This window comes from Methylobacterium sp. Leaf94 (assembly GCF_001426045.1).
Classification (GTDB): domain Bacteria; phylum Pseudomonadota; class Alphaproteobacteria; order Rhizobiales; family Beijerinckiaceae; genus Methylobacterium.
This window is the reverse complement of record NZ_LMRM01000012.1, coordinates 297,271-323,550: the sequence shown is the minus strand read 5'-3', so window position 1 is coordinate 323,550 and position 26,280 is coordinate 297,271. Positions and strand designations below refer to the sequence as shown.

Genomic DNA, 26,280 nt, shown 5'->3' with positions numbered 1-26,280 from the left:
CCCGACGGCGCGGCGGGTTCCGGCGCCCCGCTCAGCCCTGCGACGCCGTCCCCTCCCCGGCGAACGCCGCGGCGATGTCCGCTTCGGTCACTTCGGGCAGGGGGCGGCCTACCTTCAGGGCGCGGGTCGGGAGCCCGGGGGCGAGGATCAGGATGACGGTCTCGATACCCGGGCAGGCCGGGTCGGCACAGACGATCTCGCTCGCCTTGACGGTGATGGCCTCTTCGAGACCGCCGCAGCGGCGGACCCAATCGACGATCGCCGCGCGGGCCTCCTGATCCGCCGGCGGGCGGCGGTTGCCGAAGCCGAACAGAGCCATCGGGGTCAGGCCGGGAGAGTCAGGAGGCCGGCCTGCCCGTCGGCGCAGCCGAAGGCGAGGCGGCTGCCGCGCCCATCCCAGGCCAGGGCCGAGATGGCGCTGCCCTTCACCGCGGGCCGGACCAGCAGTTCCGAGGCGTCGGCGAAGCGCACGAGCAGGATGCAGCCGTCCTCGTAGCCGATGGCCAGGACCAGGGCCTTGGGGTGGAACGCCACCCGCGAGACCCGGGCGGGCCGCACGCCGCACTCGCGGGGTGCCTTGCCGGTGGGGCCTTCCTTGGAGTCAAAGGGCCAGACGATGGCGGCCTCGGCGCCGCTGGTCGCGAGCCAGTGTCCGTCGCCCGACCAGGAGACCGAGCGCACCTTCGCAGGGTATCCCGACATCCGCATGTGGCCCCGGTCGGGTTGCAGACGCCAGCCGTGCAGGGAGTTCTCCTGCATCGTCGTCACGACGAACCGGCCGTCCGGCGACCAGGTCACGTCGATATGCGAGCCCTTCCACTCGATGAAGTCGGGCGCGGTGTCGAGGTTGGGGTACCAGAGGGTGGCGCCGTTGTAGTGCGCCACCGCGAGACGGTAGCCCTTGGGCGCGAAGGCGAGGCCGCGGGCGGTGGAGGGCGCCGCGAAGGTTTTCTCCCGCCCCTTCGCGTCGCGGGCGACGACATTGCGGCCGGCCGCATAGGCGAGGCCGCCCTCGGGATGCAGGGCAAGGGCGTCGATCCAGGCACCGTTCTTTGCGCGGGCGACCTCGACGACGTCGCCCGCGTCGGAGGTCGCCACCACCCGGCCATCGTCGCCGCCGGTGACGAGGCGGCGGCCGTCGCCGGCCGCCACCAAGATGCCGGCCTCCGGATGCGCCTCGACCCGGCGGAGTTCGGCGCCGGAGGCCAGGAGCACGCCGCCGTCCCCGAGGGCGAGGGCCAGGGTGTCCTTCAACCAGACCGTGGCGGTGACGTGGGCACCGGCCGCCAGCGGCGTCACGTGATCGAGGAGGGAGGGGACACTCATCGCAACGGGTCTCTCAACCAGGGGCTCGCGGGCTCACTTGGCGACGGCGGCCTTCGCCGGCGCCGCGCGCCGTCAGGACCGTCGCGACGAGCGCGAGGAGGCCGGCGATGCCGGCGGGAATGGCGAGGGCATACAACGCCAGCTTTCCGTAGGCGACCGTTCCGGCCACGGATCCGACGAGGAGCGCGAGCCAGACGACGCCGTCGCCGATCCAGGCGGTGCGCGCACCGCGCCGGGCGAGCGCCAGGGCGAGCTTCTGGCCGAGCCCGAACAGGGCGCCGGTTACGAAGGTGGTCCCGGCCCGGAAGCCCTGGACATGGGACAGCACGGCGTTCTGCGCGCCCATCGCCAAGGCCAGCATCAGCGAGGCGATGCCGGAATCCGGCGCGGCCGTGGCGGCCTCGAAGGCGGCGCCGACGATCGCGGTCTCGAAGCCGAGGATGACCGGGGTGACCCAGCGCGCGGGCGTCAGGGCCGAGAGGCCACCGCCGCAGATGCCGCCCGTGAGGAAGGCCGCAATCAGCAGGGCCGGCAGAAGGGCGTGGTGCGGGTCGCCGTGCCCGAGGGAGACCGCGAACTGGGTCGTGTTCCCGCTCATGAACGAGGTGTAGAGGCCGCCGAGCCTGATGAACCCGAGGGCGTCCACGTAGCCGGCCAGGGCCGTGAGGACGAGGCCGAAGCCGAGATGCCAGGGACGGGTCATGGACGCAACGCGCACCCGCTCACCGGCACCGCCGCAGGGTTAAAGCTTCGCTTACCAAGTCCGCGCAATTGGAGTGATCGGCGGCGAACGATGCGCCTTGGCGACCCGTTTGTCTTGCGATCCGGCTCGGCCCCCAGGGGCTCACGCCGGATGAGTAGGAGTTGCGTCATGATTTCCTTCGCCTGCGCCTTTCCCGCCCATCCCGCCTTCAACCCGCGCGCCGCCGCCGAGACCGTCCTGGTGGTCGAGGATGAAGCCATGGTCTGCGAGCTCGCCGCCGAGGCGCTGCTCGACGAGGGCTACCGCGTCCTCACCGCCGCCGATGCCGACGCGGCGGAGGACATCCTGGCGCGGGAGCGCGTCGACCTGCTCTTCACCGATATCGATCTGGCCCGCAACACGAACGGGATCGCCCTGGCGCATCGCGCGCGCCGCTACTTGCCGAACCTGCCGGTGGTCTACACCTCCGGTGGACGCGGCCACCTCTCGCAGGCCGAGGCCGTCACCCAATCCGTCTTCGTTCCGAAGCCCTACCGCCTGAGCCATCTCGTGGCCCTCGCCAACGAGATCCTGCGTCCCCACCCCCACCACGGTTGAGACCGGACCGCGCGCGGCGCGGGTTCGGCCGCCGGAGCCCGGAGCCTTCCCATGCGCAATCTGTTCCTCCCTCTCCTCGTCCTCCTGGCCGGGACGGCGACGGCCTCGGCCGCCTGCGACGTGAAGGGCGCCAAGCTTGAGGAGGCCATCGCGGCCAAGGCCGAGCTGCGCGAGACGGCCAACAAGCAGACTGTGCGCGACCTGCGCACCCTGCGCGACGCGGCCATCGTGCTGGAGACCTACAAGTACGCCGCCGAGTGCGAGCGCCTGGTCGAGATCGTGCGGGCCCTCGCCGCGAACCCCGAGAAGACCATCGAGCGCGGCGGCGATACCGACGAGGACAAGGCCGAGGACTTGATGGAGGCCCGCGAGCCGAAAGCGCCGGCCCCGGCCGAAACCGCCAAGCCCAAATGAACGCGCCGTGCGTTGAGCTGCGCAGAACGACACGACGAGGGGCAAGCGGAGCGGCATGGCGAAGGACACTCAGATCCGCGAGGCGGGCATCGCGCACGCGGCGCAACGGCTGCCGTCGGTGGTGGTCGACGATTACAACATCGAGCTGAAGGACGGCGACGGCTTCATCGGCGACCGGGTTTCGAAGTCTGCGTTCCGCGAGATGCTGGAAGCGTGCCGAGAGCGCCTGCGCGCCGTGGGCGCCGATCCGCTGGGCGACAAGGCGAGCTGTGATTTCTCCAAGCGCCGCATCGACCAGATCCTCCTCGGCGAGGATCCCCTCGCCGCGGGCGTGGTGTTCAGCGCCATCGAGGACTTCGCGCAGGAACTCGCCCGCGTGGCCCGCCTCTTCCTCGGCCAGGACGGCTGGGAGGGAACGCAGGCAATCGTGGTTGGCGGCGGCTTCAGCGACAGCCGGGCCGGCCGCCTCGCGGTCGCGCGGGCGGGCTACCTTCTGCGCGCCGGGGGCCTCGGCATCACCCTCGAACCGATCCGGCACCATCCCGACGAGGGCGGCCTGATCGGCGCGGTGCACCTGGCGCCCTCCTGGATGTTCTCCGGATACGACAGCCTGCTGGCCGTCGACATCGGCGGCAGCAACATCCGCGCGGGCGTCGTGGTCACGAATCTGAGGAAGGCCGCGGACCTCTCGCGCAGCGAGGTCTGGCGCTCTGAGATCTGGCGCCATTGCGACGAGGACCCGATGCCGAGCCGCGACGAAGCGGTGGAGCGCCTCGTGGGCATGCTCGGCGACCTGATCCGCCGGGCGGACCGCGCCAGCCTGACGCTGGCTCCGTTCGTCGGCATCGGCTGTCCCGGCATGATCGAAGCCGACGGCACGATCGATCGCGGGGGCCAGAACCTGCCCGGCAACTGGGAGGGCCGTGACTTCAATCTTGCCGAGCGGGTGACGGCCGCGATCCCCCGGATTGGCGAGCATCCGACCATGGTTGTCATGCACAACGATGCCGTGGTGCAGGGCCTCAGCGAAGTTCCGCACCGGACGGACGTGACCCGATGGGGGGTACTCACCATCGGCACCGGCCTGGGCAACGCTCGGTTCACCAACCGCGGCACGGAGGACGAGATCTAGCCGCCGGGGCGGCCTCAGCGCGCCTTCGCGCCGGTGCGCGCGAAGGCCTGGGCGATGCGCTCGCGCAGCTCGTCGTTCAGCTCGATGTCGACGATGCGCCAGGTCCAGGCGCGCAGGCGCAGGCGGATCCGCAGGCGGCGGTCCCGGCCCGCCTCCGGCGGCACGCCGACGACCACGGTGCGGAAGCCCCGCATCTCGGAAGCGAGATAGAACGGGATCAGCCGGCGCAGGGTCTCGATCCGCAGGCCCCCGCCCCCCGATTTCTGCTCCGGCCCGTCGCGGCCGAATTCCACCGATTGCGGCCACCCGTCATCGAGGAGGTCGACGACCGTCCTGGGCGTGACCAGGGCCTCAGCGATCGGGATCGCCAGGGCCGCAGCGGCCTCGGCGATGCGCTGGCGCTCCCGGGGCTCCGCATCCGGCGCGGCGGGATCCCGCGCCTGAGCCGCCGCGGCGGCCTGTCGGATCACCGAGAGGCGCAGGGATCGGAAATTGACGTGCTGGGTGATGTAGTCGGTGTCGTGCGCCTGGACCGCGCGGGCGATGTCGTAGAGCGCCCAGAGCGGCGTCAGCGTGTACGCGAACCAGCCGAGCACCAAGAGGATCGGGATCGACCACCACCGCATCGGGCGTCAGGCCGTCACGCCGGGACGCGCCACGTCGTGAACCCTGAGAAAGCGTCGACCACGCCTTCGTAGACCGGCCGCTTGAAGGGCACGATCAGATCCGGCAACCCGGCGATCGGCTCCCAGCGCCAGGCATCGAACTCGGACGTGAAGGCACCGTTGCCCGGCGTTGCGACGTCGATCTCGTCGTCCGAGCCGAGGAAGCCGAACGCGAACCACTTCTGCGTCTGGCCGCGGTAACGCCCCTTCCAGGCCTGCTTCAGCACCTCCTGGGGCAGATCGTAGGAGAGCCATCCCGGGGTCTCGCCGAGGCGCACCACGGAGCCGGCCGAGACGTTGGTCTCCTCGTAGAGCTCGCGCAGGGCAGCGGCTTCCGGATCCTCCCCCTCGTCGATCCCGCCCTGGGGCATTTGCCAGGCCCGTCCGTCTGCCACGTGCTCCGGCCCGGCATCCGCCCGCCGCCGCCCGATGAAGACGAGACCGGTGCGCGAGATCAGCGTGATGCCGACGCAGGGACGGTAGGGAAGGTCGGCGCCGTCGGCGATCGAGGATGCGGTCATGGCGGCGACCATAGGCAGGCGAGGCATGTGCCGCAACGCACGAAACGGCGCCGCAGCGCAATTCCGAACCGGGTCGCCCGGCCCGATCCATTACTCCGGATGTCTCAGGGCTTGGCGCTGGTGAGCCGGGTACTTGCGCCGCTCCCACGCAGGGCGACGCTGACGGGAACGAGGCGGATGCCGTGCGCCTCCGCCTCGGCGGCCCAGCGGGCGATTCGATCGATGCTCATCGGCAGGGCAGAGGCGGAGCCGAAGGCGAAACCCTTCTGACGCGCCTGCGCTTCGAGCCGGGCCAGTTCCCGGTCGATGGCCTCGGGTCGCGCCAGGGCGTCGAGGACGATCTCGGCCCGGGTGAAGGGCACCTTCCCCTTGGCGGCCAGCGCGGGGGCGATCGAGCGCGGGGAGGTGCCGTCGTCGACGAAGCCGAGGCCCCGGGCCCCGATCTCGCGCAGGACCGGCTCTAGGGCAGCCGGATCGCTGGTGAGCTTCGCACCCATGTAGTTGACGATGCCGACGAAGCCCGAGAACCGGCTCATCACCCAGCTCAGGCGATCGAGATTCTCCGGCGGGCGCGAGCTGGTGAGAAGCGTCTGGGGACCGGGATCGCTGTCGGGATAGTCGAAGGGCTCCATGGGCACTTGGAGCAGGGCCTCGTGTCCGGCCTCGCGGGCCCGGGCGACGGTCCGCTCGAGGTCGCTGCCATAGGGCGCGAAGCCCAGGCTGATCGCCGGGGGCAGGCGGGTGATAGCGCTGGCGGTCGCCGCCTGGCCGATCCCGAGGCCCGAGACCAGGATGGCGATGCGGGGCCCGGAACCACCGGGATCCGGCCGCGCGTAGACGTCGAGAGGGCGCAGGCGCCCGTCGCCGAGGCGGGGGATGTTGCCGTGGCGGCCGCGTTCGACGAGCCGCGGATCCGGAGCGGCGCTCAGCTTCACCGGGGTCGTGGACGGAACCTGGATGACCACCGCATCGGTGGGGGCGGCCGTGCCCGTCGGGCGAACGACGGTGACGCCGGAGGCGGTCTCGACGTCGCTGGCGCTGCTTGGACCGGATTTCGCGGCCTCGGGCTTCGATGCCTGTACGGCCGGCTCCGGTAAGACCGGTTCGCGGAGCGCGATGACCGCCACGGCGCTGGGCTCGCCGCCCTCGGGATCCCCGGCCACGACGAGGATGCTGGCGCCGAGCACGAAGCCCGCCACGAGGCCGCCGAGCACCATCGGGGCGGTCACCCGCACCTGCCGCAGCGCCCGCAGACGCTGGCCGGCGGTCGGCTTGCCGCCGAGCGGACGGGTCAGGATGTCGTCGGTGGCCACGCGCAGCCGCTTCCCCAGGCTCCCGGACCGGGGATCGCTGAGGGACTGGCCGAAACGGCCACGGCCCCCAGCGTCGGTCCTGAACCGACATTGGGGGCCGCCATGGTTAACGTTTCGCTAAGGCGCCGCGGATCGCGCTCAGTTCGGGACGGCGGCCTTAGGCGTGTTGGCCGCGCCCTTCTGGATCCCACGCAGGAAGTCGAAAGCGGCGATGAGCTGCTTGTCCTTGGCCGGGTCCGGCGGGACGTAGGCGGACGAACCGCCGCGCTCCTCGACGTCCTTCTGCTTCAGGTGCCCCTTCAGGCCGGCCTCGCCCTTCGTCTCGTCCTTGCCCTTCAGCTCGTCCGGCACCTCCTGCAGGATCTCCTGGTCCGGCTCGATGCCCTTGGCCTGGATGGAGCGGCCCGACGGCGTGTAGTAGCGGGCGGTGGTCAGACGCAGGGCGCCGCTGCCGCCCAGCGGAATGATCGACTGCACCGAGCCCTTGCCGAAAGAGCGCGTGCCGAGGACCGTGGCGCGCTTGTGATCCTGCAGGGCGCCGGCCACGATCTCGGAGGCCGAGGCCGAGCCGCCGTTCACCAGCACGACGATCGGCTTACCCTTGGTCAGGTCGCCGGCCTTGGCCGAGAAGCGCTGCGTCTCGTCCGGGTTGCGGCCGCGGGTGGACACGATCTCGCCCCGGTCGAGGAAGGCGTCCGACACCATCACGGCCTGGTCGAGGAGACCGCCCGGATTGTTGCGGAGATCCAGCACGTAACCCTTGAGCTTGTCGGCGCCGATGTCGGTGTTCAGCTTGTCGATCGCCGCACGCAGACCGTCGAAGGTCTGCTCGTTGAACTGGGTCAGGCGGATGTAGCCGACGTCGCCGCCCTCGGCGCGGGAGCGCACGGGCTTGATCTTGATCACGTCGCGGTTGAGCGTGACCTCGATCGGGTCCTTCGACTCCTTGCGGCTGATCTTCAACTTCACCGGCGAGTTCACCGGGCCGCGCATCTTGTCGACGGCCTGATTCAGGGTCAGACCCTGGACCTGATCCTCGTCGATCTGCGTGATGACGTCGTTGGTAAGGATACCGGCCTTCGAGGCGGGCGTGTCGTCGATCGGGGTCACGACCTTGATCAGGCCGTCTTCCATCGTGACCTCGATGCCGAGGCCGCCGAACTCGCCGCGGGTCTGCACCTGCATGTCGCGGAAGCTCTTGGCATCCATGTAGCTCGAATGCGGATCGAGCGAGGTCAGCATGCCGTTGACGGCCGCCTCGATCAGCTTCGCCTCGTCGGGCTTCTCGACGTAGTCGGTGCGCACCTTCTCGAACACGTCGCCGAACAGGCTGAGCTGACGGTAGGTCTCCGCGGAGGCCGCGACCGCGCTCGTCCCCGAGAGCAGTCGGGTCTGGGTCGCCACCATGGAGGACCCGACGCCGAGGAACGCGCCGAGCAGAACGAGGGAAACCTTGCGCATTATCCGCGAACCTTCTCGCTGGGGCTTTTCGCCCACCAAGGCTCCGGATCGATGGAGCCGCCGTCTTTTCTGAACTCTACGTACAGGACCGGATCGCCGCGATCCGCGGCTGCCGCATCGGCGCCGGTACCGCCCTCCCCCATCGCCGCCACCGGCTCGCCCGCGAGCACGAACTGGCCGACTTCGACGTTGATCTGATCCATCCCCGCCAACAAGAGATAGTAGCCATCGCCGGCGTTGATGATCAAGAGTCGCCCGTACGAGCGGAACTGCCCGGCGAAGGACACCCAACCATCGGCCGGTGACGAAACCACGGCCTTCGGCCGGGTCGCGAGCGATATGCCGCGGGTGGTGCCCCCGTTGCCGTCGGGCTGGTTAAAGCTGCGCAGGAGCGCCCCGCTGACCGGACGCGGCAGGTCGCCACGGGTTTCGACGAAGCGCACCTTCGGCGAGAGCCGGGCAGGATCCCGGGCCCCGGCGGCAGCGAAGCGCTCCTGCGTCGCCCGGGCCTCGCGGGTCTCGGCGGCCTTGGCCTCCTCCGCAGCCCGGCGGGCGGAGGCGACCTCCCCCTCCATCCGGTCGAGGAGATCCTTGAGGCTGCGGGCCTGTACCGACAGCTCGGCCGTGCGGGTCCGCTCGGCCGCGAGGCCGCTCTCGACTTCGGCCTGACGGGTGCGGCGCGCGGCGATGAGGGCGTTCAGGCGCTGCTGCTCGCGGGCCCAGCCCGCGAGATCGTTGGTCAATCCTTCGCGATCGGCTGCGATGAGGCCCTTCAGCCTCACGAGTTCGGAGAGGTCGGCGGCAAGGGTCTCGGCCTCACCGCGCAGTTCGGGCACCACGGCCCCGAGCAGCATCGAGGTACGGATCACGGCGAGCACGTCTTCCGGCCGCACCAGCACGGCGGGGGGCGGCCGCCGCCCCATCCGCTGCAGGGCCGCCAGGATTTCCGCGATCACGCCGCGGCGGGAATCCAGCGAGCGGCGCAAGGCCGCCTCGCTGGCACCGAGCGTCTTGAGGCGCTCCTCCAGCCGGCTCATCCGGACCTCGGTGGCCTGCGCCTGGCGCGCAGCGTCCAGAAGCGCGGTGTTGAGCTTGGCCCGGTCGCCGCCGATGCTGGCGATCTCCGCCTCGTACTTGGCGCGGGCCCCGGTGCTGGCGGTGAGGGCGTCCTCAATGCGCCTGAGGTTCTCGGCGCGACGGGTCTTCTCTTCGAGAGCCTTCTGGACCGCCTCCGGCGTCGCCGGTTCCTCGGCGCGGAGTGCGGCCGGCGCGGCGAGGAGCGGGGGCGCCAGGAGGACGAGCGCCAGCACGCCGCCCCTCATGCCGTCTCGCCTGCGTCGCGTGGCCGGGTTCATCGCTCGTCGAGGTTTCCGCGGTGGTACGGGTGGCCGGCAAGGATCGTCAGCGTGCGATACACCTGCTCCAGGGCGAGGACGCGCACAAGCCCGTGCGGCAAGGTGGCGGCTCCGAACGAGAGGCTGAGTTCGGCCCGGTCCCGCACGGTTGCGTCCAGGCCGTCGGCGCCCCCGATGGCGAGGACGAGGACGGAGCGGCCCGCATCGCGCCAGGCGCCGACGCGCGTCGCGATGGTCTCGCTCGTGAGATCGGCGCGGCCGCGCTCGTCATAGACCGCCAGCGCCGCGCCGGCGGCCGTATGGGCGAGGATCGCAGCTCCTTCCTCGACGGCGCGGTCCTGCGCGCGGCGGGCCCGGCTCTCGGGGATCTCGGCGATGTCGCAGGCGGCGAATCCGAGGCCGCGCCCGAGCTGTGCGGCCCGTTCGCGGTAGCGGGCGGCAAGGTCCCGCTCGGGTCCGGGCTTCAGGCGGCCGACTGCCGCCACGAGGAGACGCACGAAACGGTGCCGGCGCTCACTCGGCGACGGCGGAAAGGGGACGATCGCTGGTCGGCCGATCGGCGCCCCACATCTTCTCGAGATTGTAGAAGCCGCGCACCTCCGGCCGGAAGATGTGCAGGATGATGTCGCCAGCATCGATGAGCACCCAGTCGCAGGCCGGAAGGCCCTCGACGCGGGCAGTGCCGAGCCCCTTCGACTTCATCTCCTGCAGCACCCGGTCTGCGATGGCGCCGACATGGCGCTGGGAGCGGCCGGAGGTGATGATCATAGTGTCGGCCAGGGAGGTCCGGCCCATCAGATCGATCTCGATCGTCTCTTCGGCCTTCATGTCCTCGAGGCAATCGAGAGCCAGGCTCCGGAGATCGTCGATCTTCCGGTTGGTGGAGTCTTCGGAGCCGGGGGCTCCGGTATGGACCGCGTCGTTCAGCGTCTGGGTTCCTGCAATCGCCATCGTCATCCCGTGATCGTACCCTGTATGCGGATAAAGTGGAACGTGGCTCTTGCCTTTTCCATGACCGGCCTAGGCACCGTCCCCCGTCCTGGCCCGCAGCGCCGTCGACGAGAGGGTCGAGCGCGGCCCGTGCAGGAAGACCCAGGCCGGGGCCGGCTTGTCGGCCAGGGTGGGCGCCTCCGCTTCGGGAAGACGCCAGCGCGCCAAGGCCCGGGCGGCGCGGGCGGCCGGGGCCGTCAGCGTGAAGCCTGGCCGGTCGATGATCGCGATCGGCATCAGGCGCGCGATCTCGAAAACTCCCTGCCAGCGATGAAATGTCGCGAGGCTGTCGGCGCCCATGATCCAGACGAAGCGCACCGATGGATTGCGGCGGGTGAGGAAGCGCAGGGTCTGGCGGGTGTAGCGCGCGCCGATCCGCGATTCGAAATCGGTGACGTCGATGCGTGGATGGTCGGCGACGCGGTCCGCCTCGGCGACCCGCCGGTCGATGGCCGCGAGTTCGCCCCGATCCTTCAGCGGATTGCCCGGCGTCACCATCCACCAGAGGCGGTCGAGGCTCAGCCGCCGCAGGGCGACGAGACTGACATGCCGGTGCCCGAGATGGGCCGGGTTGAACGAGCCACCGTAGAGGCCGATGCGCAGGCCCGACGCGACGGGGGGCAGGCGCACCGGCCCCGATGCGTCAAGGCGCATCGGAACCCGGTCGGGTCAGGCGAGACCACGTCAAGGACGCGTCTGCCCGTTCCCGTGGACGCGATACTTGAAGGTCGTCAGCTGCTCGACACCCACCGGCCCGCGCGCGTGCATCCGTCCGGTGGCGATGCCGATCTCTGCGCCGAAGCCGAACTCGCCGCCATCGGCGAACTGGGTCGAGGCGTTGTGGGTCACGATCGCCGAGTCGACTTCGGCGAGGAAGCGGGTCGCCTCGGTCATGTCGTCGGTGACGATCGCGTCGGTGTGGTGCGAGCCGTTGGTCTCGATGTGCTCGATCGCGGCGTCGAGGCCGCCGACAACCCGTACCGAGATGATGGCGTCAAGATACTCGGTGCGCCAGTCCGCCTCGCTGGCGGCGGTGACCCGGTCGTCGACCGCCTGGGTAGCGGCGTCACCGCGCACGGCACAGCCGGCATCCAGGAGGGCGGAGACGAGGGGGGCCAGGTGCGTGTCGGCACAGGCATGGTCGACGAGCAGGGTCTCGGCGGCCCCACAGATGCCGGTGCGGCGCATCTTGCTGTTGAGCAGGACGGTACGGGCCATGTCGAGGTCGGCGCCGGCCGCCACGTAGACGTGGCAGATGCCGTCGAGATGGGCGAAGACCGGAACCCGGGCCTCCGCCTGCACGCGTTCCACCAGGCCGCGCCCACCACGGGGCACGATGACATCGATGCCCCCGTCGAGGCCGGTGAGCATCGCTCCCACCGCGGCGCGGTCGCGGGTCGGCACGATCTGTATGGCGTCGGCCGGGAGGCCGGCGGCATCGAGCCCGGCGCGCATGACGCGGGCGATGGCCATGGCGGAACGGTGACTGTCCGAGCCCGCCCGCAAGATCGCAGCGTTGCCGGCCTTCAGGCAGAGCGCACCAGCATCAGCGGTCACGTTGGGCCGGCTCTCGAAGATGACGCCGATCACGCCAAGCGGGACGGCGATGCGCTCGATGAGCAGGCCGTTGGGCCGCTCGAAGGCCGCGACCTGACGTCCGACGGGATCGGGCAGCGCGCCAATCTTGGCCACAGCGTCCGCGATGCCGTTGAGACGGCCCGGATCGAGGGTGAGGCGGTCGATGAGCGCCTGGGTCTGGCCGGCAGCACGAGCCGCCTCAACGTCAAGGATGTTCTCGGCCAGGATGACGTCGCGCTCGGCGCGCAGGCGCTCGGAGATCAGGCGCAGGGCCGTGTCCTTGGTCTGAGCTGGGGCGAGGGCGATCTGGCGGGCGGCGGCGCGGGCGCGCCGGCCAATGGCGTTCATCTCCTCAGAGAGATCGCCGGGGGGCGCAAAATCGGTTCGCAGGTTCAGAACGGGCACGGCCTTCATCCTCGCGACCGTCGCGGAAAGGGGCGCGGCCGCCATGTGTTCCCGCCCGTCATGCCATGCCGGATACCGTCTCAACAAGCATCGCCGCTGACAGAGCTGCTATTCCCACACCATAGCGAGGTCGTCGCGGTGGACCATCTCGGCCCGACCCGGATGGGTGAGGAGGTCCGCGATCTCCCGGCTCGGCCGGCCGATGATGCGCAGGGCCTGATCGCTGTCATAGGCCACGAGCCCGCGCCCGAGGATGCGCCCGGCCTCGTCGCGGATCACCACCGCGTCGCCGCGGCCGAAGCCGCCCTGGACTTTCGTCACGCCCACGGGCAGCAGGCTCGCGCCGCCCTGGAGGGCCCGCGCCGCGCCGGCGTCGACCGTGAGGATGCCACGCGGCTCCAGGGAGCCGGCGATCCAGCTTTTGCGGGCGGTGACGGGGTTCGAGCCGGACAGGAACCAACTGCAGCGCCCGCCCCGGAGGATGGTGCGCAGGGGATTCTTCTCGCGCCCGTCGGCGATGATCATGTGGGTGCCGCCGCTCGCGGCGATCTTGGCCGCCTCGACCTTGGTGCGCATCCCGCCGCGGGAGAGTTCCGAGGCCGGCCCACCCGCCATGGCCTCGATCTCGGGGGTGATCCGCTCGATCAGGGGCAGGTGGCGCGCCGCCGGATCGGTGTGCGGGGGCGCGGTGTAGAGGCCGTCGATGTCCGAGAACAGCACCAGCACGTCGGCCCCGATCATCGTGGCGACGCGGGCGGCGAGGCGGTCGTTGTCGCCGTAGCGGATCTCGCTGGTGGCCACCGTGTCGTTCTCGTTCACGACCGGCACCGCCCGCACTTCGAGGAGCTTCAGGACCGTGGCGCGGGCATTCAGGTAGCGCCGGCGCTCCTCGGTGTCCTGCGGCGTCACCAGGATCTGGCCGGCGGCGATGCCATGATGGCCCAGAGCTTCGGACCAGTGCCGCGCCAGGGCGATCTGTCCGACGGCCGCCGCCGCCTGGCTCTCCTCCAGGCGCAGAGTTCCGGGCGGGTAGCCCAGCACCGTGCGTCCCAGGGCGATGGCCCCGGAGGAGACGACCAACACGTCGGCGCCGCTGGCATGAAGGTCGGCGATGTCCTCGGCGAGCGCACTCAACCAGGCATGGCGCAGGCGCCCGCGCGTCCGGTCGACCAGGAGGGCCGAACCGACCTTGATGACGATGCGACGGAAATCTTGGAGATTGGGGGGCTGAACGGCGGAGGTCATCGGAAGCGTCGGCGAGAGGACGATGGAGCGCTTGTGACGACCGGTTGCCCGCCGCACAAGACCGGGTTGCCCCTCCTCAGGGTTGCCACGCCTCCGCCGGCCGCGCCTCGGCCTCGGCGAGCTTGGCGGCGTCCATCTCCCGGGCGAGCGCCCGCAGGGCGTCCTGCACGCCGAGGCCGGTGGCCGATGAAAGGATGAGGGGCTTCTTCTTCGAGGCACGCTTCAGGCGCGCGACCTGCTCCTTGAGCACGTCCGGATCGACGACGTCAGCCTTCGAGAGCGCCACGATCTCGGGCTTCTCGTCGAGGCCGTGGCCGTATGCTTCGAGCTCGCGCCGAACGAGCTTGTAGGTCTGGCCCGCATGTTCATTGGTGGCTTCGACGAGGTGCAGCAGCACCCGGCAGCGCTCCACATGGGCCAGGAACTTGTCGCCGAGGCCGACGCCGTCATGGGCGCCCTCGATCAGGCCTGGGATGTCGGCGAGAACGAACTCACGCTCGTCGGAGCGCACCACGCCGAGGCCCGGGTGCAGCGTCGTGAAGGGGTAGTCGGCAATCTTGGGCTTGGCCGCCGTCACGGTGGCGAGAAAGGTCGACTTGCCGGCGTTCGGCAGCCCGACGAGACCCGCATCCGCGATGAGTTTTAGGCGCAGCCAGACCCATTGCTCGTGGCCTTCCAGGCCCGGGTTGGCATGCTTCGGGGCGCGGTTGGTCGAGGTGGTGAAGTAGGCGTTGCCGAAGCCGCCGTTGCCGCCCTTGGCGAGACGCACACGCTGGCCGACATGGGTCATGTCGGCGATCAGGGTCTCGCCGTCCTCGGCCAGGATCTCGGTGCCGGCCGGCACCTTCAGCACCACGTCGGCACCGTTGGCCCCATGGCGGTTCGAGCCCATGCCGTGCTCGCCCTTCTTGGCCTTGAAGTGCTGCTGGTAGCGGTAGTCGATCAGGGTGTTGAGGCCGTCGACGCACTCGACCCAGACGTCGCCACCGCGCCCGCCGTCGCCGCCGTTCGGGCCGCCGAACTCGATGAACTTCTCGCGCCGGAACGCGACGCAGCCGGCGCCGCCGTCACCGGAGCGGACATAGACCTTGGCTTCGTCGAGGAATTTCACGGGCGGACTCGGATCGGTTTGGGGCTCGGCACGGACGCGGCGCCGAAACGTCGACGGGCGACACGTTGGACGAAACGACAACGGGGAAGACGGTTTCCCATCTTCCCCGGGATCATCTGGTGGTCGGGCCCGCCTGGCGGAAGGCCCTGGCTCGGCGCCTTACTCGGCGGCTTCCTGCATCGGCACGACGGTGACGAAAGCGCGACCGCGCTTCGTCTCGAACAGCACCCGGCCGGCGGCCTTGGCGAACAGGGTGTGGTCCGTGCCGATGCCGACATTGGTGCCGGGATGCCACTTGGTGCCGCGCTGGCGCACGATGATGTTGCCCGGAATGACGGCTTCCGAACCGAACTTCTTCACGCCGAGGCGCTGGCCGGCCGAGTCGCGGCCGTTGCGGGACGAGCCGCCTGCTTTTTTATGAGCCATGGGGAATTACTCCGAATTCTTGGATCTCAGGTCGGATCGTCAGGCGCTGATGCCGGTGATGCGGACCACCGTGTGATGCTGGCGGTGGCCCCGCTTGCGGCGGGAGTTCTGGCGGCGGCGCTTCTTGAAGGCGATGACCTTCGCGTCGCGGCCGTGGCTGACGATCTCGCCGGTGACGCTGATGCCCGAGAGCAGCGGCGCGCCGACCTGAGTGGCGCCTTCGCCGTTCGTGAACAGGAGCACGTCACCGAAGGTGACGGCCGAACCGGCCTCGCCCGCGAGGGTGGCGATCGTGATGGTGTCGTTGGCGGCGACGCGATACTGCTTGCCGCCCGTCTTGATGACTGCGAACATCGTTCTCTCTTCGTGTTCTCTGCCGGTCTCCCGCTCGCCGCGAAGCGAGCCTGGACCGTCTTCTTGTTCAGGTCATCCGCGACACCGGATCGGGGCTTGCCGCCTGGGCCGAGCGCGAACGCGAAACGCGCGGACTTCGTCGAGGAAGCCGCGCGAGAGGCGGTGGATAGGCGAGGACGGGGTGATTTGTCAATGCGGGCGCGAAGCGTCGGCGCCCGACAAGCTACCGCTTCGTCAGGCCGCCCAGCACGTTCCGCAGGATCGCGTTGCCCACCTCAGTTCCGACCTTGCGGGCCATCGAGCGGGCGGCGTTGCCGAGCACCTGCTCGGCGAGGCCGGGGGCCGGCCGGCGGCCGCCCTTACCGGCGGGCTTGCCGCCAAGGACGCCCCCGAGCCAGCCGCCGAGCATTCCGCCCAGGCTCCCCTCGGCGGCCTGGGCCCCGTCCGCTCCGCCGTCGAGGCCCTTGCGGGCGGCCAGCATCTCGTAGGCGCTCTCGTTATCGACCGCTTGGTCGTACTTGCCGCGCACCGGGCTCTTCGCCAGGAGCTCGGCGCGCTCGGCCGGGGCGATGGGGCCGACGCGGCCCTGGGGCGGGGCGATCAGGGCGCGCTCGACGACCGAAGGCGTGCCTTTCGCCTCCAGGAACGAAACGAGGGCCTCGCCGACGCCGAGCTCGGTGATGGCCTTGGCGACGTCGAAACCGGGATTCTGGCGGAAGGTCTCGGCCGCGGCCTTCACGGCGCGCTGGTCGCGGGGCGTGAAGGCGCGCAGGGCGTGCTGCACCCGGTTGCCGAGCTGGCCGAGGACCGATTCCGGTACGTCCAGGGGATTCTGCGTCACGAAGTAGACGCCGACGCCCTTCGAGCGAATCAGGCGCACCACCTGCTCCACCGCGTCGAGGAGGGCCTTCGGGGCGTCGTCGAACAGGAGGTGCGCCTCGTCGAAGAAGAACACCAGCTTCGGCTTGTCGAGGTCGCCGACCTCGGGCAGCTGCTCGAAAAGCTCGGAGAGCATCCAGAGCAGGAACGAGGCGTAGAGCCGAGGCCGTTGCATCAGCTTGTCGGCGGCCAGGATGTTGACGATGCCCCGGCCCTCGCGGTCCACCCGCATGAAGTCGTTGAGGTCGAGGGCCGGCTCTCCGAAGAAGCGGTCCGCTCCCTGGTTCTCGAGCATCAGGAGCTGGCGCTGGATGGCGCCCACGGAGGCCGCCGAGACGTTGCCGTACTGGCCCGAGACCGCCTTCAGGTTCTCGGTGAGGTAGAGAAGCAGGGCCCGCAGATCCTTGAGGTCGAGGACCGGCCACTTGTTGTCGTCGGCGACCCGGAAGGCGATGTTGAGGACGCCCTCCTGGGTGTCGTTGAGCTCCAGCAGGCGCGCGAGCAGCAACGGCCCCATTTCGATGATGGTGCAGCGGATCGGATGGCCCTGGTCTCCGAACAGGTCCCAGAACACCGTCGGGAACCGGTCGGGCTCGTAGGGGATCCCCAGTTCCGCGGCGCGCCCGACGAAGACCGGCTTGGATTCCCCCGCCGCCGCGAGGCCCGAGAGATCCCCCTTGATGTCGGCGGCGAAGACGGGGACGCCGGCGTTGGAGAACCCTTCCGCCATGACCTGCAGGGTCACGGTCTTGCCGGTGCCGGTGGCCCCCGCCACGAGGCCGTGGCGATTGGCGAGCCGGAGGGTCAGCCCCTCGGGCTTCAGGCTGCCGTCCTTCAGCGGCGCCTTGCCGACCAGGATCGTGCCATCGTCCTGCATGACCGTCCGTTCCTCTTCGCCGGCCTGGGCGCAGCGGCATCGACCGTGAGGGTTATGGGCCGCGACCGCGGCATTTTCCAGCGCTTCGCGGGCCGGCCTTGATTTCGGGGCGACGAGGCCGGAAGGACAACATCCCGACCGAGCAGCAATCCCGGCCGCGCGGAACACCCGGCCACCCAGGAGCCCGTTTGAGATGGAAGAGTTGATCGCCCGCGTGACGAACCGGACCGGCCTCGACGCCGCCACGGCCCAGACCGCCATCGGCCATATCCTGGCCTTCCTCCAGAAGGAGGGGCCCGCCACCGAGGTGAGCCAGCTGCTCAGCGCCCTGCCGGGATCCGAGACCACGATCGCCGAGGCCAATGCCGGCGAAGGCGGCGGCGGCCTGATGGGCATGCTCGGCGGCATGATGGGCGGCGGCGGCGTCATGGCGCTGGGCCAGAAGCTGATGTCGGCCGGCGTGCCGATGGGCCAGATGCAGCCCCTCGGGCAGGAACTGTTCGCCTACGGCCGCGAGAAGGCCGGAGAGGACGTGATGGGACCGATCGTCGGCTCGATCCCGGGTTTGAACCAGTTCGTCTGAGTCCATTCGTGTGCGATCGGCGGGCCCGGTCCTTCGACGACTACCCATCGGGCGGTCGCCGAGCTGCCGGGTCCTTCCCGTTGCAAACCTCTCTCGCTAAACGGCAATCCGTGTCATAAAAGCGTGTGGGCTTCGTGATGTTGTGACGTCCCGAAGGCACGAGGCCAGGGGCTCCCGCGGAGCCGCCTCGGTGTCCCGACAGGGCGGATTGGACGATGGTCCCGAACTTCGCGCGCGATGCCTCCATGGCGTGGCTCAATGGCTGGGAGGCGCATGTGCACGCCCCCTTCGCCCGGCTGAAGCAGCGCACCGCCGAGGCGGGACGCGGCGGCCTGCCGGCCTTCCATCCCCGCGGTCTGCTGCTCCCGCCCGGGGCGGCGCCGATCCGGTTCAAGCCCCGCCTGAAGAAGCCCCTGGCCGCGCCAGGCCTCCCCCCGACCCTCGGCCGGATCGGCACCCTGGAGGTCCGCCTCGCCACCACCGTCGCGGAGATCCGGCGGGCCCAGCGCCTGCGCTACTGGGTGTTCTACGAGGAGATGTCGGCGGTCCCGAGCGGCTTCGCGATGCTGTCGCGCCGGGACATCGACGATTACGACGCGGTCTGCGACCACCTCCTCGTCATCGATCACGCGGCCGTGGACACCACGCCCTTCGCCACCAAGCCCTTCCGCCGGGCCCGGCCGAAGGTGGTCGGCACCTACCGCCTCCTGCGCCAGGAAGCGGCCGACAGCCACTTCGGCTTCTACACCGCGGGCGAGTACGACATCGCCCCGATGATGGCGGCCAATCCAGGGGCGCGCTTCCTCGAACTCGGGCGCTCCTGCGTGCTGAAGCCCTACCGGACGAAGCGGACGGTGGAACTGCTCTGGGCCGGGATCTGGGCCTATGTCCAGCACCACCGCATCGACGCCATGCTGGGCTGCGCCAGCCTGGAGGGAACCGACCCTGACCGCCTCGCCCTCCCCCTGAGCTTCCTGCACCACCATGCCCGCGCCGCGGAGGGCTGGTGCGCCCGCGCTCTGCCCGAGCGCTACGTCCCCATGGACCGCCTCGCGCGCGAGGCCGTGGATCCCAAGGCGGCGCTGCAGGCGCTGCCGCCGCTGATCAAGGGCTACCTGCGCGTCGGCGCCACCTTCGGCGACGGGGCCGTGGTGGACCATCAGTTCGGCACCACGGACGTCTTCGTGGTGCTGCCCGTCTCGGCCATCGCGGAGCGCTACCGCGACCATTTCGGACCGGCGGCGAACCGCAGGGCCGCCTGACGGCCCATCGGCTCAGAGTCCCGCCGTCCCGGTGGCGGCAAGCCCCGGACGGCCCTCGACGGCGGGGGCCGTCCGGCTTCCGAGGGCACGCAGGAGTGGCCGCTCGAGGGCGTGATAGGCCACGAAGCCGACAGCGACGCCGAGGACCAGCGCCAGGGCGACGAGGAGGTCGGGCGCCAAGCTGTCCCGCGCCACCGCAGCCCGCAGGAGTTCGAACGTGATCGTGTGGGTGAGATAGATCGAGTAGGACGCGTTCCCGAGGCCCTCCAGCGCCGTTCCGACCCGCATGCCGGCGCGCTCCATGAGCAGCAGGCCGCCGACCACGCCGGCGCTCGGAACGCCGAAGACCAGCACCCGGTAGGCGGCCCCCGGCAGGGCGACGGTGCATTCCAGCTCCGAGGCGTGACCGAAGCCGAAGACCAGGTTCAGGGCAAAGCCGATCAGACCGAAGGCCAGAAGATAGCCCGCATCCGTGCGCCCGACGGTGCCGCGCCGGTAGAGCCACGCGAGGCCGATGCCGAAGCCGAATTCGAGGATCATCGGATTAAGGAGGAACAGGGTGAGGTGCTCGGGCCGCGCGAGGGCGAAGAGTCCCGCGAACAGGGCGAGCGCCACGGAGAACCGGCCCGTCGGCGTCCAGAAGAGCCACGCGCGGGCGAGATAGACGCAGAGATAGAACAGCATCTCGAAACAGAGCGTCCAGCCGACGGCGAGGTACGGCATCTCGAAGCCGCGCTCACTGAACGGGATGAACAGCACCGTCGCGGGAATTCGGTGCGGGTCGGGTAGCCCGGACAGGAGCGTCAGGCCGACGACGAGGCCGCTCAGGAGCCAGTAATACGGCACGACGCGCAGGACGCGGCGCAGGGCGAAGCGATGCGCGGAGGGCAGATCGACGATGCGCTGCGCCGTGAGGGTGATGATGACGCCGCTGATGACGAAGAAGACGTCGACGCCGACGGCTCCGAAATCCTCGAGGTGGCCGAGGCGGCCCTGAACGGGCTGCCCGGAACTCAGGGTCTTGGCGAGGTCGAAGGCGTGGGCGTAGACGACCAGGCACGCCGCGATTCCCCGTAACGCCTGAAGGGAATGGAGGATTTTCACGGCGTGGTCCCTCGGCGAGGCGGGCCGAACCGTCGCGATGGCCGGTGCGACCGGACCCGGGCGTCCACGGGGCAGGCCGGGCCGCTACGCCGTTCGCGCATCCGCCACGAGGGCGGCCAGGCCCTCGCGGTAGGTCGGATAGGCGAGGTCGACGCCGAGTTCGTCCCGGATGCGGTGGTTCCGGACCCGCTTGTTCTCGCCGTAGAAGCTGCGCGCCATGGGGCTGAGGTCGGCGGTCTCGAAATCGACCTCCGGCGGCAGCGGCAGGCCGGCGAGCTTGGCGGCGTACTCGGTGACGACCTGCGGCGGCGTCGGCTCGTCGTCGGTGACGTTGTAGACCGCGCCGGCCCGGGGCTTGTCGATCGAGGCCAGGAGCGTCGTGGCGATGTCGTCCACGTGGATGCGGTTAAAGACTTGGCCCGGCTTGATAATCCGCTGCGACTTGCCTTCGCGCAGCTTCACGATCGGGTTGCGGCCCGGGCCGTAGATGCCCGACAGGCGGAACACCTGGACGGGTTTGCCGGTCTCGCGGCCCAGCGCCAGCCAGGCCTCCTCGACGGCGAGGCGCCCCTGCGAGCGCCCGCTCACCGGACTGGGAGCGGTGTCCTCGTCGATCCAGGCGCCCTGGTGATCGCCGTAGACGCCGATGGTCGAGAGATAGCCGATCCAGCCGATGCGGCTCTTCGCGATGGCGTCGCGGTATACGCCGAGGGTCGTGTCGAGGTCGCGGACCGGAGGGGCCGAGACGAGCAGCACGTCCGTGTCGGCGAGGTCGGCCGCGATGCGGGGGTCGTCGGAACCCGGTCCGAAGGCCCGCATCGCCGCGATGTCGCCGGGTCCGGTCCGCGCCGGATCGGTGACCGTGGCGCGGACCGCGTCGAAGCGGTCGCGGGCGCGCTCCACGAAGCGCCGGGCGGTGAAGCCGAGACCGAAGACGAAGAGGTTCATGCAGCAACGGGTCCTGTCGTCTCGGGGCCGTCGGAATCGAGGGCCAGGCGCCACTCGGCCCGGACGGCATCGTCGGTTTCGCCGAAACCCCGGGCGTTGAAAAGGTCCCGCAACCGTCCCGGAGGGACGAGGCGCCCGAGGGCCCACACCGCCATGCCGCGCACGAGGGGCGACGGATCGGACAGGTTCGCCTCGGCCGCCGCGGCGAGACCGGGCTCGCCGGAGTTGCCGATGGCGATGAGGACGTTGCGCAGGAAGCGGTCCCGGCCCGTGCGCTTCACGGGCGTGCCGGCGAAGCGGACCCGGAAGGCCGATTCGTCCAGGCCGGCGAGCTCGGCCAGGGGCGGCGCCGCGAGATCGGCGCGGGCGGCCATGCGGCCCTCGGCGGCCACCGCGGCGAACTTGTTCCAGGGGCAGACGGCGAGGCAGTCGTCGCAGCCGAAGACCCGGTTGCCGATGGCGGTGCGGAACGCCGCCGGAATCGGCCCGGCATGCTCGATCGTGAGGTAGGCGATGCAGCGGCGCGCATCGAGCTGGTAGGGCGCCGGGAAGGCGTCGGTCGGGCAGATGTCGAGGCAGCGGCGGCAGGAGCCGCAATGGTCGGCCTCCGGCGCGTCCGGCTCCAGCTCGGCCGAGGTGTAGATCGCCCCCAGCAGCAGCCAGTTGCCGAGGTCGCGCGAGACCAGCACCGTGTGCTTGCCCTGCCAGCCGAGGCCGGCGGCGGCGGCGAGCGGCTTCTCCATCACGGGGGCGGTGTCGACGAAGACCTTCACCCGGACGTCGCCCTTGGCCGAGAGGTAGCCGCCGAGCTCCTTCAGCTTGCCCTTGACCACCTCGTGGTAGTCGCGCCGCTGGGCATAGGCCGCGATGGCGCCCCGGTCGCGCCGGGCCAGGAGGGCCAGGGGATCGTGCTCCGGGCCGTAATTCATGCCGAGCATGACCACGCTGCGCACCCCCGGCCACAGGGTGGCGGGGTCGGCGCGCTGGTCGGCCCGCTCGACCATCCACTCCATGCTGCCGTGGTGGTCGGCGGCGAGCCAGGCGGGGAGCCGGGCCTTCAGTTCGGGCACGGCGTCGGGCCGGGTGACGCGGACGGCCTCGAAGCCGAGGAGGCGGGCGCGCGCCTCGACGGCGCGACGCAGGTCGGCGCCCGCGATGACGGTTCGGGGCGCCCTGGTGGCGGCCCGGGCCTGCGGCGTCCGCTTTGGGTTCAAAAATCCAGGTTCGCGTAGTGGTCCGCCGGCGCCATGCCCGGCACCCGGTCGGCCAGCAGGGTGCGGAAGCACGGGCGGGATTTCACCCGCGCGTACCAGTCCCTCGCCGTCTCGTCCTCGTCCCATGGCACGTCGCCGAGATAATCCACGCAGGACAAGTGGGCCGCCGCGGCGAGATCGGCATAGGTCAGATGGTCGCCCGCCAGCCATTTCCGGCGGGACATGAGGTAGCCGATATACTTCATGTGGTAGCGCACGTTGGTGCGCGCGGCGCGAATGGCGTTCATGTCCGGCGGGCCGCCGCCATTGGCGCTGTTCATGAAGCGCTTCGAGATCTTCTCGGTGACGAGGTACTCGGTCACCTCGGCGTTGAACTTCACCAGGAACCAGTCGAGCAGGCGGCGGACCTCGACCCGGGCCGCCGGGGTCTCGGGCAGGAGGCGCCGGCCGCTGAGGCCGAGCCCGCGGGTCTCGTCGAGATACTCGGCGATGATTCCGGCTCCCGGCACGGCGAGCCCGGTCTGCTCCACCAGCACCGGCGTCGTCCCGGCCGGGTTGATCAGCAGGAAGGCTTCGCGCCGGTCCCAGGCACGCTCCTCCATCAGCGTCGGCTCCATGCCCATCTCGGACAGGACGAGGCGGATGAAGCGCGAGTGCGGGCAGAAGGGAGAGTGGTAAAGCGTCGCCATCGAGGCCGTTTCGAACGGGGAGGGTGTGCCGGGGGACGGGCCGCGTCGGTGCCCCGCGGGGATGGTCGGCGGCGATAACACTTATGGCCCGATGATTGCCGCCTCATTAACATGCCTGGCGCGAACGCGATAACCATCCGTCAACCTTGACGGATCAGCCTCGATCCGCGAAGGCCGCGCGAGGTGGATCCACACCCCCCGCTCCGGACCGGCCCGGTCCCCCGAAACACCCCCAACCGTCGAGGCGCTGAGATGATGGATGCGATAAGCATCGCGAAGGCGGTCGTGCTTGCCGTGGTGGAGGGGGCGACCGAGTTCATCCCGGTCTCGTCCACCGGGCACCAGCTCCTCGTCGGCCACTTCATCGGCTTCGAATCGCCCAACAACACCTTCGAGGTGCTGATCCAGCTCGGCGCGATCCTGGCGATCCTGGCCGTCTATTTCCGCCGGCTCCTCGGCATCACCCTGGCGCTGCCCAACGACCCCAAGGCCCGTCGATTCGTCCTCGGAATCCTGGTGGCCTTCCTGCCGGCGGCGATCATCGGCGGGCTCTTCTCGAAATACATCAAGTACTATCTCTTCAATCCCTGGATCGTCTGCGCGACCCTGGTCGCCGGCGGCATCGTCCTCCTCGTCCTCGACGAGACCGACCTCGAGGTGAAGAAGCGGGACGTCTTCGACTTCACCCTGCCGATGGACTTCCGGATCGGCCTGTTCCAGTGCCTCGCGATGATCCCCGGCGTGTCGCGCTCGGGCGCCACCATCGTGGGCGCGATGCTGATGGGGGCCGACAAGCGCTCGGCCACCGAGTTCTCGTTCTACCTCGCGATCCCCACCATGGCGGGGGCCTTCGCCAAGGACCTGCTCGACAACTACAAGAACCTGTCGCGGGACGACACCGGCCTGATCGTGATCGGCTTCATCGTCGCCTTCATCTCGGCCTTCATCGTGGTCCGGACGGTGCTCGACTACGTCGCCTCCCACGGGTTCCGGCTGTTCGCCTGGTGGCGCATCATCGTCGGCTCGCTGGGCTTCGCCGGCCTCATCATCTTCGGCTGACGCGCGTCGCCCGGTCCCCGGATCGATCGGGATAAAAAATACAGAACGGGGAGGCGATTGCGTCCGCGCGCCGCCCCGTGCAAGGGCTGTCCGGATAAGGATGTCCGGCCACGCTTGGCTGGCGCCAAGCCGCTTGGCCGGAGCCAAGCATCTGCGGAGGCCAGCCCCGATGGAAGACCGTCCCCTCGCCGACCTGTTTCCGCCCGCGACCCGCGCGCGCTGGCTCGGCCTCGTCGACGGTGTTCTGAAGGGCGGCGACTTCGAGAAGCGCCTCGTCGCGAAGACCGCCGACGGCATCCGCATCGAACCCCTCTACGCCGCCGCCGCGCCGGTGGCGCAGCCGGTGCGGGCCCCCGGCCCGTGGCGCGTGGCCCAGCGGGTCGACCACCCGGACGGCGCCCAGGCGAGCGCCCTCGCCCTGGCCGATCTCGAGGGCGGCGCCGACGCCCTCACCCTGGTCTTCGCCGGCGCCCCCTCCGCGCGGGGCTACGGCCTCACCGCCACCACCGCCGCCGACCTCGACGCAGCCCTCGGCAACGTGATGCTGCCGCTGATCGCCACCCGCCTCGATGCGGGCGCGCGCGGAATCGAGGCCGCCTTCCTGATCCGGGACGTGGTCGCGGCCCGCGGCGAGACCCTGAAGGGCCTCGACCTCGACCTCGGCCTCGACCCCATCGGCACCCTGGCGGCCGGCGGGTCCCTGGCGGAGGATTACGGCGCCGAGATCGCCCGCACCCTCGCGGCCTTCGACGCGGAGGGCTTCTCGGGACGCGCCTGCCTCGCCGATGGCCGGCCCTACCACGAGGCCGGCGCCAGCGAGGCGACCGAGCTCGCGGCCGTGCTGGCCACCGCGGTGGCCTACCTGCGCGCCCTCGAAGCCAATGGGCACCCGCTGGAGCGCGCCCGGGAGGCCGTGGCGGTGCTGCTCACGGCCGATGCCGACGAGTTCCTGACCATCGCCAAGTTCCGGGCCATGCGCCGGCTCTGGGCCCGGGTGGAAGCGGCCTGCGGCCTCGACCCCCGGCCCCTGCGCCTCCATGCCGAGACCGCCTGGCGGATGATGACCCGGCGCGACCCCTTCGTGAACATCCTGCGCACCTCCATGGCCGCCTGCTCGGCCGGCCTCGGCGGCGCCGACGCGATCACCGCCCTGCCCTACACGGCGGCCCTCGGCTTGAGCGACGCCTTCGCCCGACGGGTGGTGCGCAACAGCCAGATCGTCCTCATCGAGGAATCGAACCTCGCCCGCGTGGCCGACCCGGCCGCCGGCGCCGGCAGCTTCGAGACCCTCACGGGCGAGCTGACCACGGCCGCCTGGGCCGCCTTCCAGGCCATCGAACGCGAGGGCGGCCTCGTCGCGAGCCTGCGGGCCGGTGCGATCCAGGGACGGATCGCCGCGATCCAGGCGACGCGGGCCCGGAACGTCGCCACCCGCCGCGAGGCCCTGACCGGCGCCAGCGAATTCCCCTACCTCGCCGAGAAGCCCGTCACGGTGCTGGACGTCGCCCCCGTGGCGGCGCCGCCCGCCGCCGGCTTCGGCAGCGGATCGGCCCTGACCGCCTCGCCCCTGCCGTCCCTGCGCCTCGCCGAACCCTACGAGGCCCTGCGCGACGCCTCCGACGCGGCGCTGGCCGCGAGCGGTCGACGCCCCGCGGTGTTCCTGGCCAATCTCGGACCCGTGGCGGTCTTCAACGCCCGCTCGACCTTCGCCGCCAACGCCTTCGCGGCCGGCGGCATCGAGGCCGTGAACCAGGAGGGCTTCACCGATCCGGCGGCCCTGGCCGAGGCCTTCCGGGCCTCGGGCGCCCGCATCGCCTGCCTGTGCTCGTCCGACGCGCTCTACGCCACCCACGCGGTGGAAGCCGCCCGCGCCCTCAAGGCGGCCGGGGCCAGCACCCTGTACCTGGCCGGCAAGGCGGGCGACCTCGCAGCCCCCCTCAAGGCGGCCGGCGTCGACGGCGAACTCCATGCCGGCGGCGACGTTCTGGCGCTGCTGACGGGAGCGCTGGCGCACGCGACGAACGCGTAGGCGCGCAACCCTGGGGCGGTCGCGCTCGTTCTCGGCCCAG

28 protein-coding genes are annotated in these 26,280 nt (G+C 70.7%); 7 read left to right on the top strand and 21 right to left on the bottom strand.

From position 1 onward, the window contains the following. Nucleotides 1-31: 31 nt before the first annotated feature. Genes ASG63_RS09920 through ASG63_RS09910 form a run of 3 tightly spaced genes read right to left on the bottom strand, consistent with a single transcriptional unit; the run spans nt 32 to nt 2,029 of the window. On the bottom strand, nt 32-319 hold the full coding sequence (locus ASG63_RS09920) for a hypothetical protein (protein ID WP_056215176.1): 288 nt from the start codon (nt 317-319) through the stop codon (nt 32-34). A gap of 5 nt (nt 320-324) precedes the next feature. Next, the gene (locus ASG63_RS09915) at nt 325-1,326 is read right to left on the bottom strand and encodes a WD40 repeat domain-containing protein (RefSeq protein WP_056215174.1); all 1,002 of its coding nucleotides are present in this window, start codon (nt 1,324-1,326) and stop codon (nt 325-327) included. Between the two features lie 13 nt (nt 1,327-1,339). Further along, a complete protein-coding gene (locus ASG63_RS09910; RefSeq protein WP_056215171.1) occupies nt 1,340-2,029 on the bottom strand; it encodes a YoaK family protein in 690 nt (229 codons plus the stop codon). A gap of 168 nt (nt 2,030-2,197) precedes the next feature. Between ASG63_RS09910 and ASG63_RS09905 the strand changes: the two genes are divergently transcribed. The 3 genes from ASG63_RS09905 to ASG63_RS09895 are packed head-to-tail and all read left to right on the top strand — an operon-like array spanning nt 2,198 to nt 4,172. Further along, nucleotides 2,198-2,626 carry a response regulator gene (locus tag ASG63_RS09905; RefSeq protein ID WP_056215166.1) on the top strand — a complete coding sequence of 143 codons (429 nt, stop codon included), beginning with the start codon at nt 2,198-2,200 and terminating at the stop codon, nt 2,624-2,626. A gap of 51 nt (nt 2,627-2,677) precedes the next feature. Beyond that, nucleotides 2,678-3,040 carry a hypothetical protein gene (locus tag ASG63_RS09900; protein WP_056215163.1) on the top strand — a complete coding sequence of 121 codons (363 nt, stop codon included), beginning with the start codon at nt 2,678-2,680 and terminating at the stop codon, nt 3,038-3,040. A gap of 55 nt (nt 3,041-3,095) precedes the next feature. Beyond that, nucleotides 3,096-4,172 carry an ROK family protein gene (locus tag ASG63_RS09895; protein ID WP_056215160.1) on the top strand — a complete coding sequence of 359 codons (1,077 nt, stop codon included), beginning with the start codon at nt 3,096-3,098 and terminating at the stop codon, nt 4,170-4,172. Nucleotides 4,173-4,186: 14 nt separating this feature from the next. On the opposite strand, the gene ASG63_RS09890 is transcribed toward ASG63_RS09895, so the two are convergent. From ASG63_RS09890 to ASG63_RS09825, 14 genes are all read right to left on the bottom strand, one after another. Beyond that, nucleotides 4,187-4,798, bottom strand: coding sequence for a DUF2939 domain-containing protein (locus ASG63_RS09890; protein WP_056215156.1), 612 nt, complete (start codon nt 4,796-4,798; stop codon nt 4,187-4,189). Nucleotides 4,799-4,812: 14 nt separating this feature from the next. Next, nucleotides 4,813-5,370: an RNA pyrophosphohydrolase gene (locus ASG63_RS09885; RefSeq protein ID WP_056215430.1), complete on the bottom strand. Its 558-nt coding sequence runs from the start codon at nt 5,368-5,370 to the stop codon at nt 4,813-4,815. Between the two features lie 92 nt (nt 5,371-5,462). Then, nucleotides 5,463-6,677 (bottom strand): divergent polysaccharide deacetylase family protein, encoded by a 1,215-nt coding sequence (locus ASG63_RS09880; RefSeq protein ID WP_443189785.1) that lies wholly within the window; start codon nt 6,675-6,677, stop codon nt 5,463-5,465. Nucleotides 6,678-6,809: 132 nt separating this feature from the next. Then, nucleotides 6,810-8,132: a S41 family peptidase gene (locus ASG63_RS09875; RefSeq protein WP_056215148.1), complete on the bottom strand. Its 1,323-nt coding sequence runs from the start codon at nt 8,130-8,132 to the stop codon at nt 6,810-6,812. Next, on the bottom strand, nt 8,132-9,454 hold the full coding sequence (locus tag ASG63_RS09870) for a murein hydrolase activator EnvC family protein (RefSeq protein ID WP_244479862.1): 1,323 nt from the start codon (nt 9,452-9,454) through the stop codon (nt 8,132-8,134). The genes ASG63_RS09875 and ASG63_RS09870 overlap by 1 nt, the downstream gene beginning before the upstream one ends. Before the next feature lie 29 nt (nt 9,455-9,483). Further along, complete coding sequence (gene rlmH / locus ASG63_RS09865) at nt 9,484-9,984, bottom strand: 23S rRNA (pseudouridine(1915)-N(3))-methyltransferase RlmH (protein ID WP_056215141.1); 501 nt, start codon at nt 9,982-9,984, stop codon at nt 9,484-9,486. A gap of 16 nt (nt 9,985-10,000) precedes the next feature. Further along, nucleotides 10,001-10,444, bottom strand: coding sequence for a ribosome silencing factor (gene rsfS, locus ASG63_RS09860; protein WP_082501367.1), 444 nt, complete (start codon nt 10,442-10,444; stop codon nt 10,001-10,003). Between the two features lie 63 nt (nt 10,445-10,507). After that, complete coding sequence (locus tag ASG63_RS09855; protein ID WP_056215137.1) at nt 10,508-11,131, bottom strand: nicotinate-nucleotide adenylyltransferase; 624 nt, start codon at nt 11,129-11,131, stop codon at nt 10,508-10,510. A gap of 30 nt (nt 11,132-11,161) precedes the next feature. Then, on the bottom strand, nt 11,162-12,460 hold the full coding sequence (locus ASG63_RS09850; protein WP_056215424.1) for a glutamate-5-semialdehyde dehydrogenase: 1,299 nt from the start codon (nt 12,458-12,460) through the stop codon (nt 11,162-11,164). Nucleotides 12,461-12,568: 108 nt separating this feature from the next. Further along, the gene (gene proB, locus ASG63_RS09845; RefSeq protein ID WP_056215418.1) at nt 12,569-13,705 is read right to left on the bottom strand and encodes a glutamate 5-kinase; all 1,137 of its coding nucleotides are present in this window, start codon (nt 13,703-13,705) and stop codon (nt 12,569-12,571) included. 76 nt (nt 13,706-13,781) lie between these two features. Beyond that, the gene (gene obgE / locus ASG63_RS09840) at nt 13,782-14,816 is read right to left on the bottom strand and encodes a GTPase ObgE (RefSeq protein ID WP_055947820.1); all 1,035 of its coding nucleotides are present in this window, start codon (nt 14,814-14,816) and stop codon (nt 13,782-13,784) included. A 159-nt stretch (nt 14,817-14,975) separates the two neighbouring features. Beyond that, nucleotides 14,976-15,242, bottom strand: a complete 267-nt coding sequence (gene rpmA, locus ASG63_RS09835) for a 50S ribosomal protein L27 (RefSeq protein ID WP_056179428.1) — start codon at nt 15,240-15,242, stop codon at nt 14,976-14,978. A 39-nt stretch (nt 15,243-15,281) separates the two neighbouring features. Further along, the gene (gene rplU, locus ASG63_RS09830; protein WP_056215136.1) at nt 15,282-15,596 is read right to left on the bottom strand and encodes a 50S ribosomal protein L21; all 315 of its coding nucleotides are present in this window, start codon (nt 15,594-15,596) and stop codon (nt 15,282-15,284) included. A 223-nt stretch (nt 15,597-15,819) separates the two neighbouring features. Then, nucleotides 15,820-17,352, bottom strand: coding sequence for a helicase HerA-like domain-containing protein (locus tag ASG63_RS09825; RefSeq protein ID WP_056215132.1), 1,533 nt, complete (start codon nt 17,350-17,352; stop codon nt 15,820-15,822). 148 nt (nt 17,353-17,500) lie between these two features. Between ASG63_RS09825 and ASG63_RS09820 the strand changes: the two genes are divergently transcribed. Then, nucleotides 17,501-17,935: a DUF2267 domain-containing protein gene (locus tag ASG63_RS09820; RefSeq protein ID WP_274534728.1), complete on the top strand. Its 435-nt coding sequence runs from the start codon at nt 17,501-17,503 to the stop codon at nt 17,933-17,935. Between the two features lie 215 nt (nt 17,936-18,150). After that, a complete protein-coding gene (locus tag ASG63_RS09815; protein ID WP_056215125.1) occupies nt 18,151-19,197 on the top strand; it encodes a GNAT family N-acetyltransferase in 1,047 nt (348 codons plus the stop codon). A gap of 12 nt (nt 19,198-19,209) precedes the next feature. Here the strand turns inward: ASG63_RS09815 and ASG63_RS09810 are convergent, their stop codons facing one another. The 4 genes from ASG63_RS09810 to ASG63_RS09795 all read right to left on the bottom strand — a co-directional run bounded on the left by ASG63_RS09810 (nt 19,210) and on the right by ASG63_RS09795 (nt 23,152). Beyond that, the gene (locus ASG63_RS09810) at nt 19,210-20,301 is read right to left on the bottom strand and encodes an acyltransferase family protein (protein ID WP_056215121.1); all 1,092 of its coding nucleotides are present in this window, start codon (nt 20,299-20,301) and stop codon (nt 19,210-19,212) included. A gap of 84 nt (nt 20,302-20,385) precedes the next feature. Further along, nucleotides 20,386-21,249 (bottom strand): SDR family oxidoreductase, encoded by an 864-nt coding sequence (locus ASG63_RS09805; RefSeq protein WP_056215117.1) that lies wholly within the window; start codon nt 21,247-21,249, stop codon nt 20,386-20,388. Beyond that, nucleotides 21,246-22,391, bottom strand: a complete 1,146-nt coding sequence (queG, locus tag ASG63_RS09800; RefSeq protein WP_082559249.1) for a tRNA epoxyqueuosine(34) reductase QueG — start codon at nt 22,389-22,391, stop codon at nt 21,246-21,248. Before queG ends, ASG63_RS09805 begins: the two co-directional genes overlap by 4 nt. Before the next feature lie 68 nt (nt 22,392-22,459). Then, nucleotides 22,460-23,152, bottom strand: a complete 693-nt coding sequence (locus ASG63_RS09795) for a glutathione S-transferase family protein (protein ID WP_056215114.1) — start codon at nt 23,150-23,152, stop codon at nt 22,460-22,462. Between the two features lie 255 nt (nt 23,153-23,407). Between ASG63_RS09795 and ASG63_RS09790 the strand changes: the two genes are divergently transcribed. Further along, the gene (locus tag ASG63_RS09790) at nt 23,408-24,211 is read left to right on the top strand and encodes an undecaprenyl-diphosphate phosphatase (protein WP_056215412.1); all 804 of its coding nucleotides are present in this window, start codon (nt 23,408-23,410) and stop codon (nt 24,209-24,211) included. Between the two features lie 169 nt (nt 24,212-24,380). Then, the gene (locus ASG63_RS09785; RefSeq protein ID WP_056215109.1) at nt 24,381-26,240 is read left to right on the top strand and encodes a methylmalonyl-CoA mutase family protein; all 1,860 of its coding nucleotides are present in this window, start codon (nt 24,381-24,383) and stop codon (nt 26,238-26,240) included. Nucleotides 26,241-26,280: the final 40 nt, after the last annotated feature.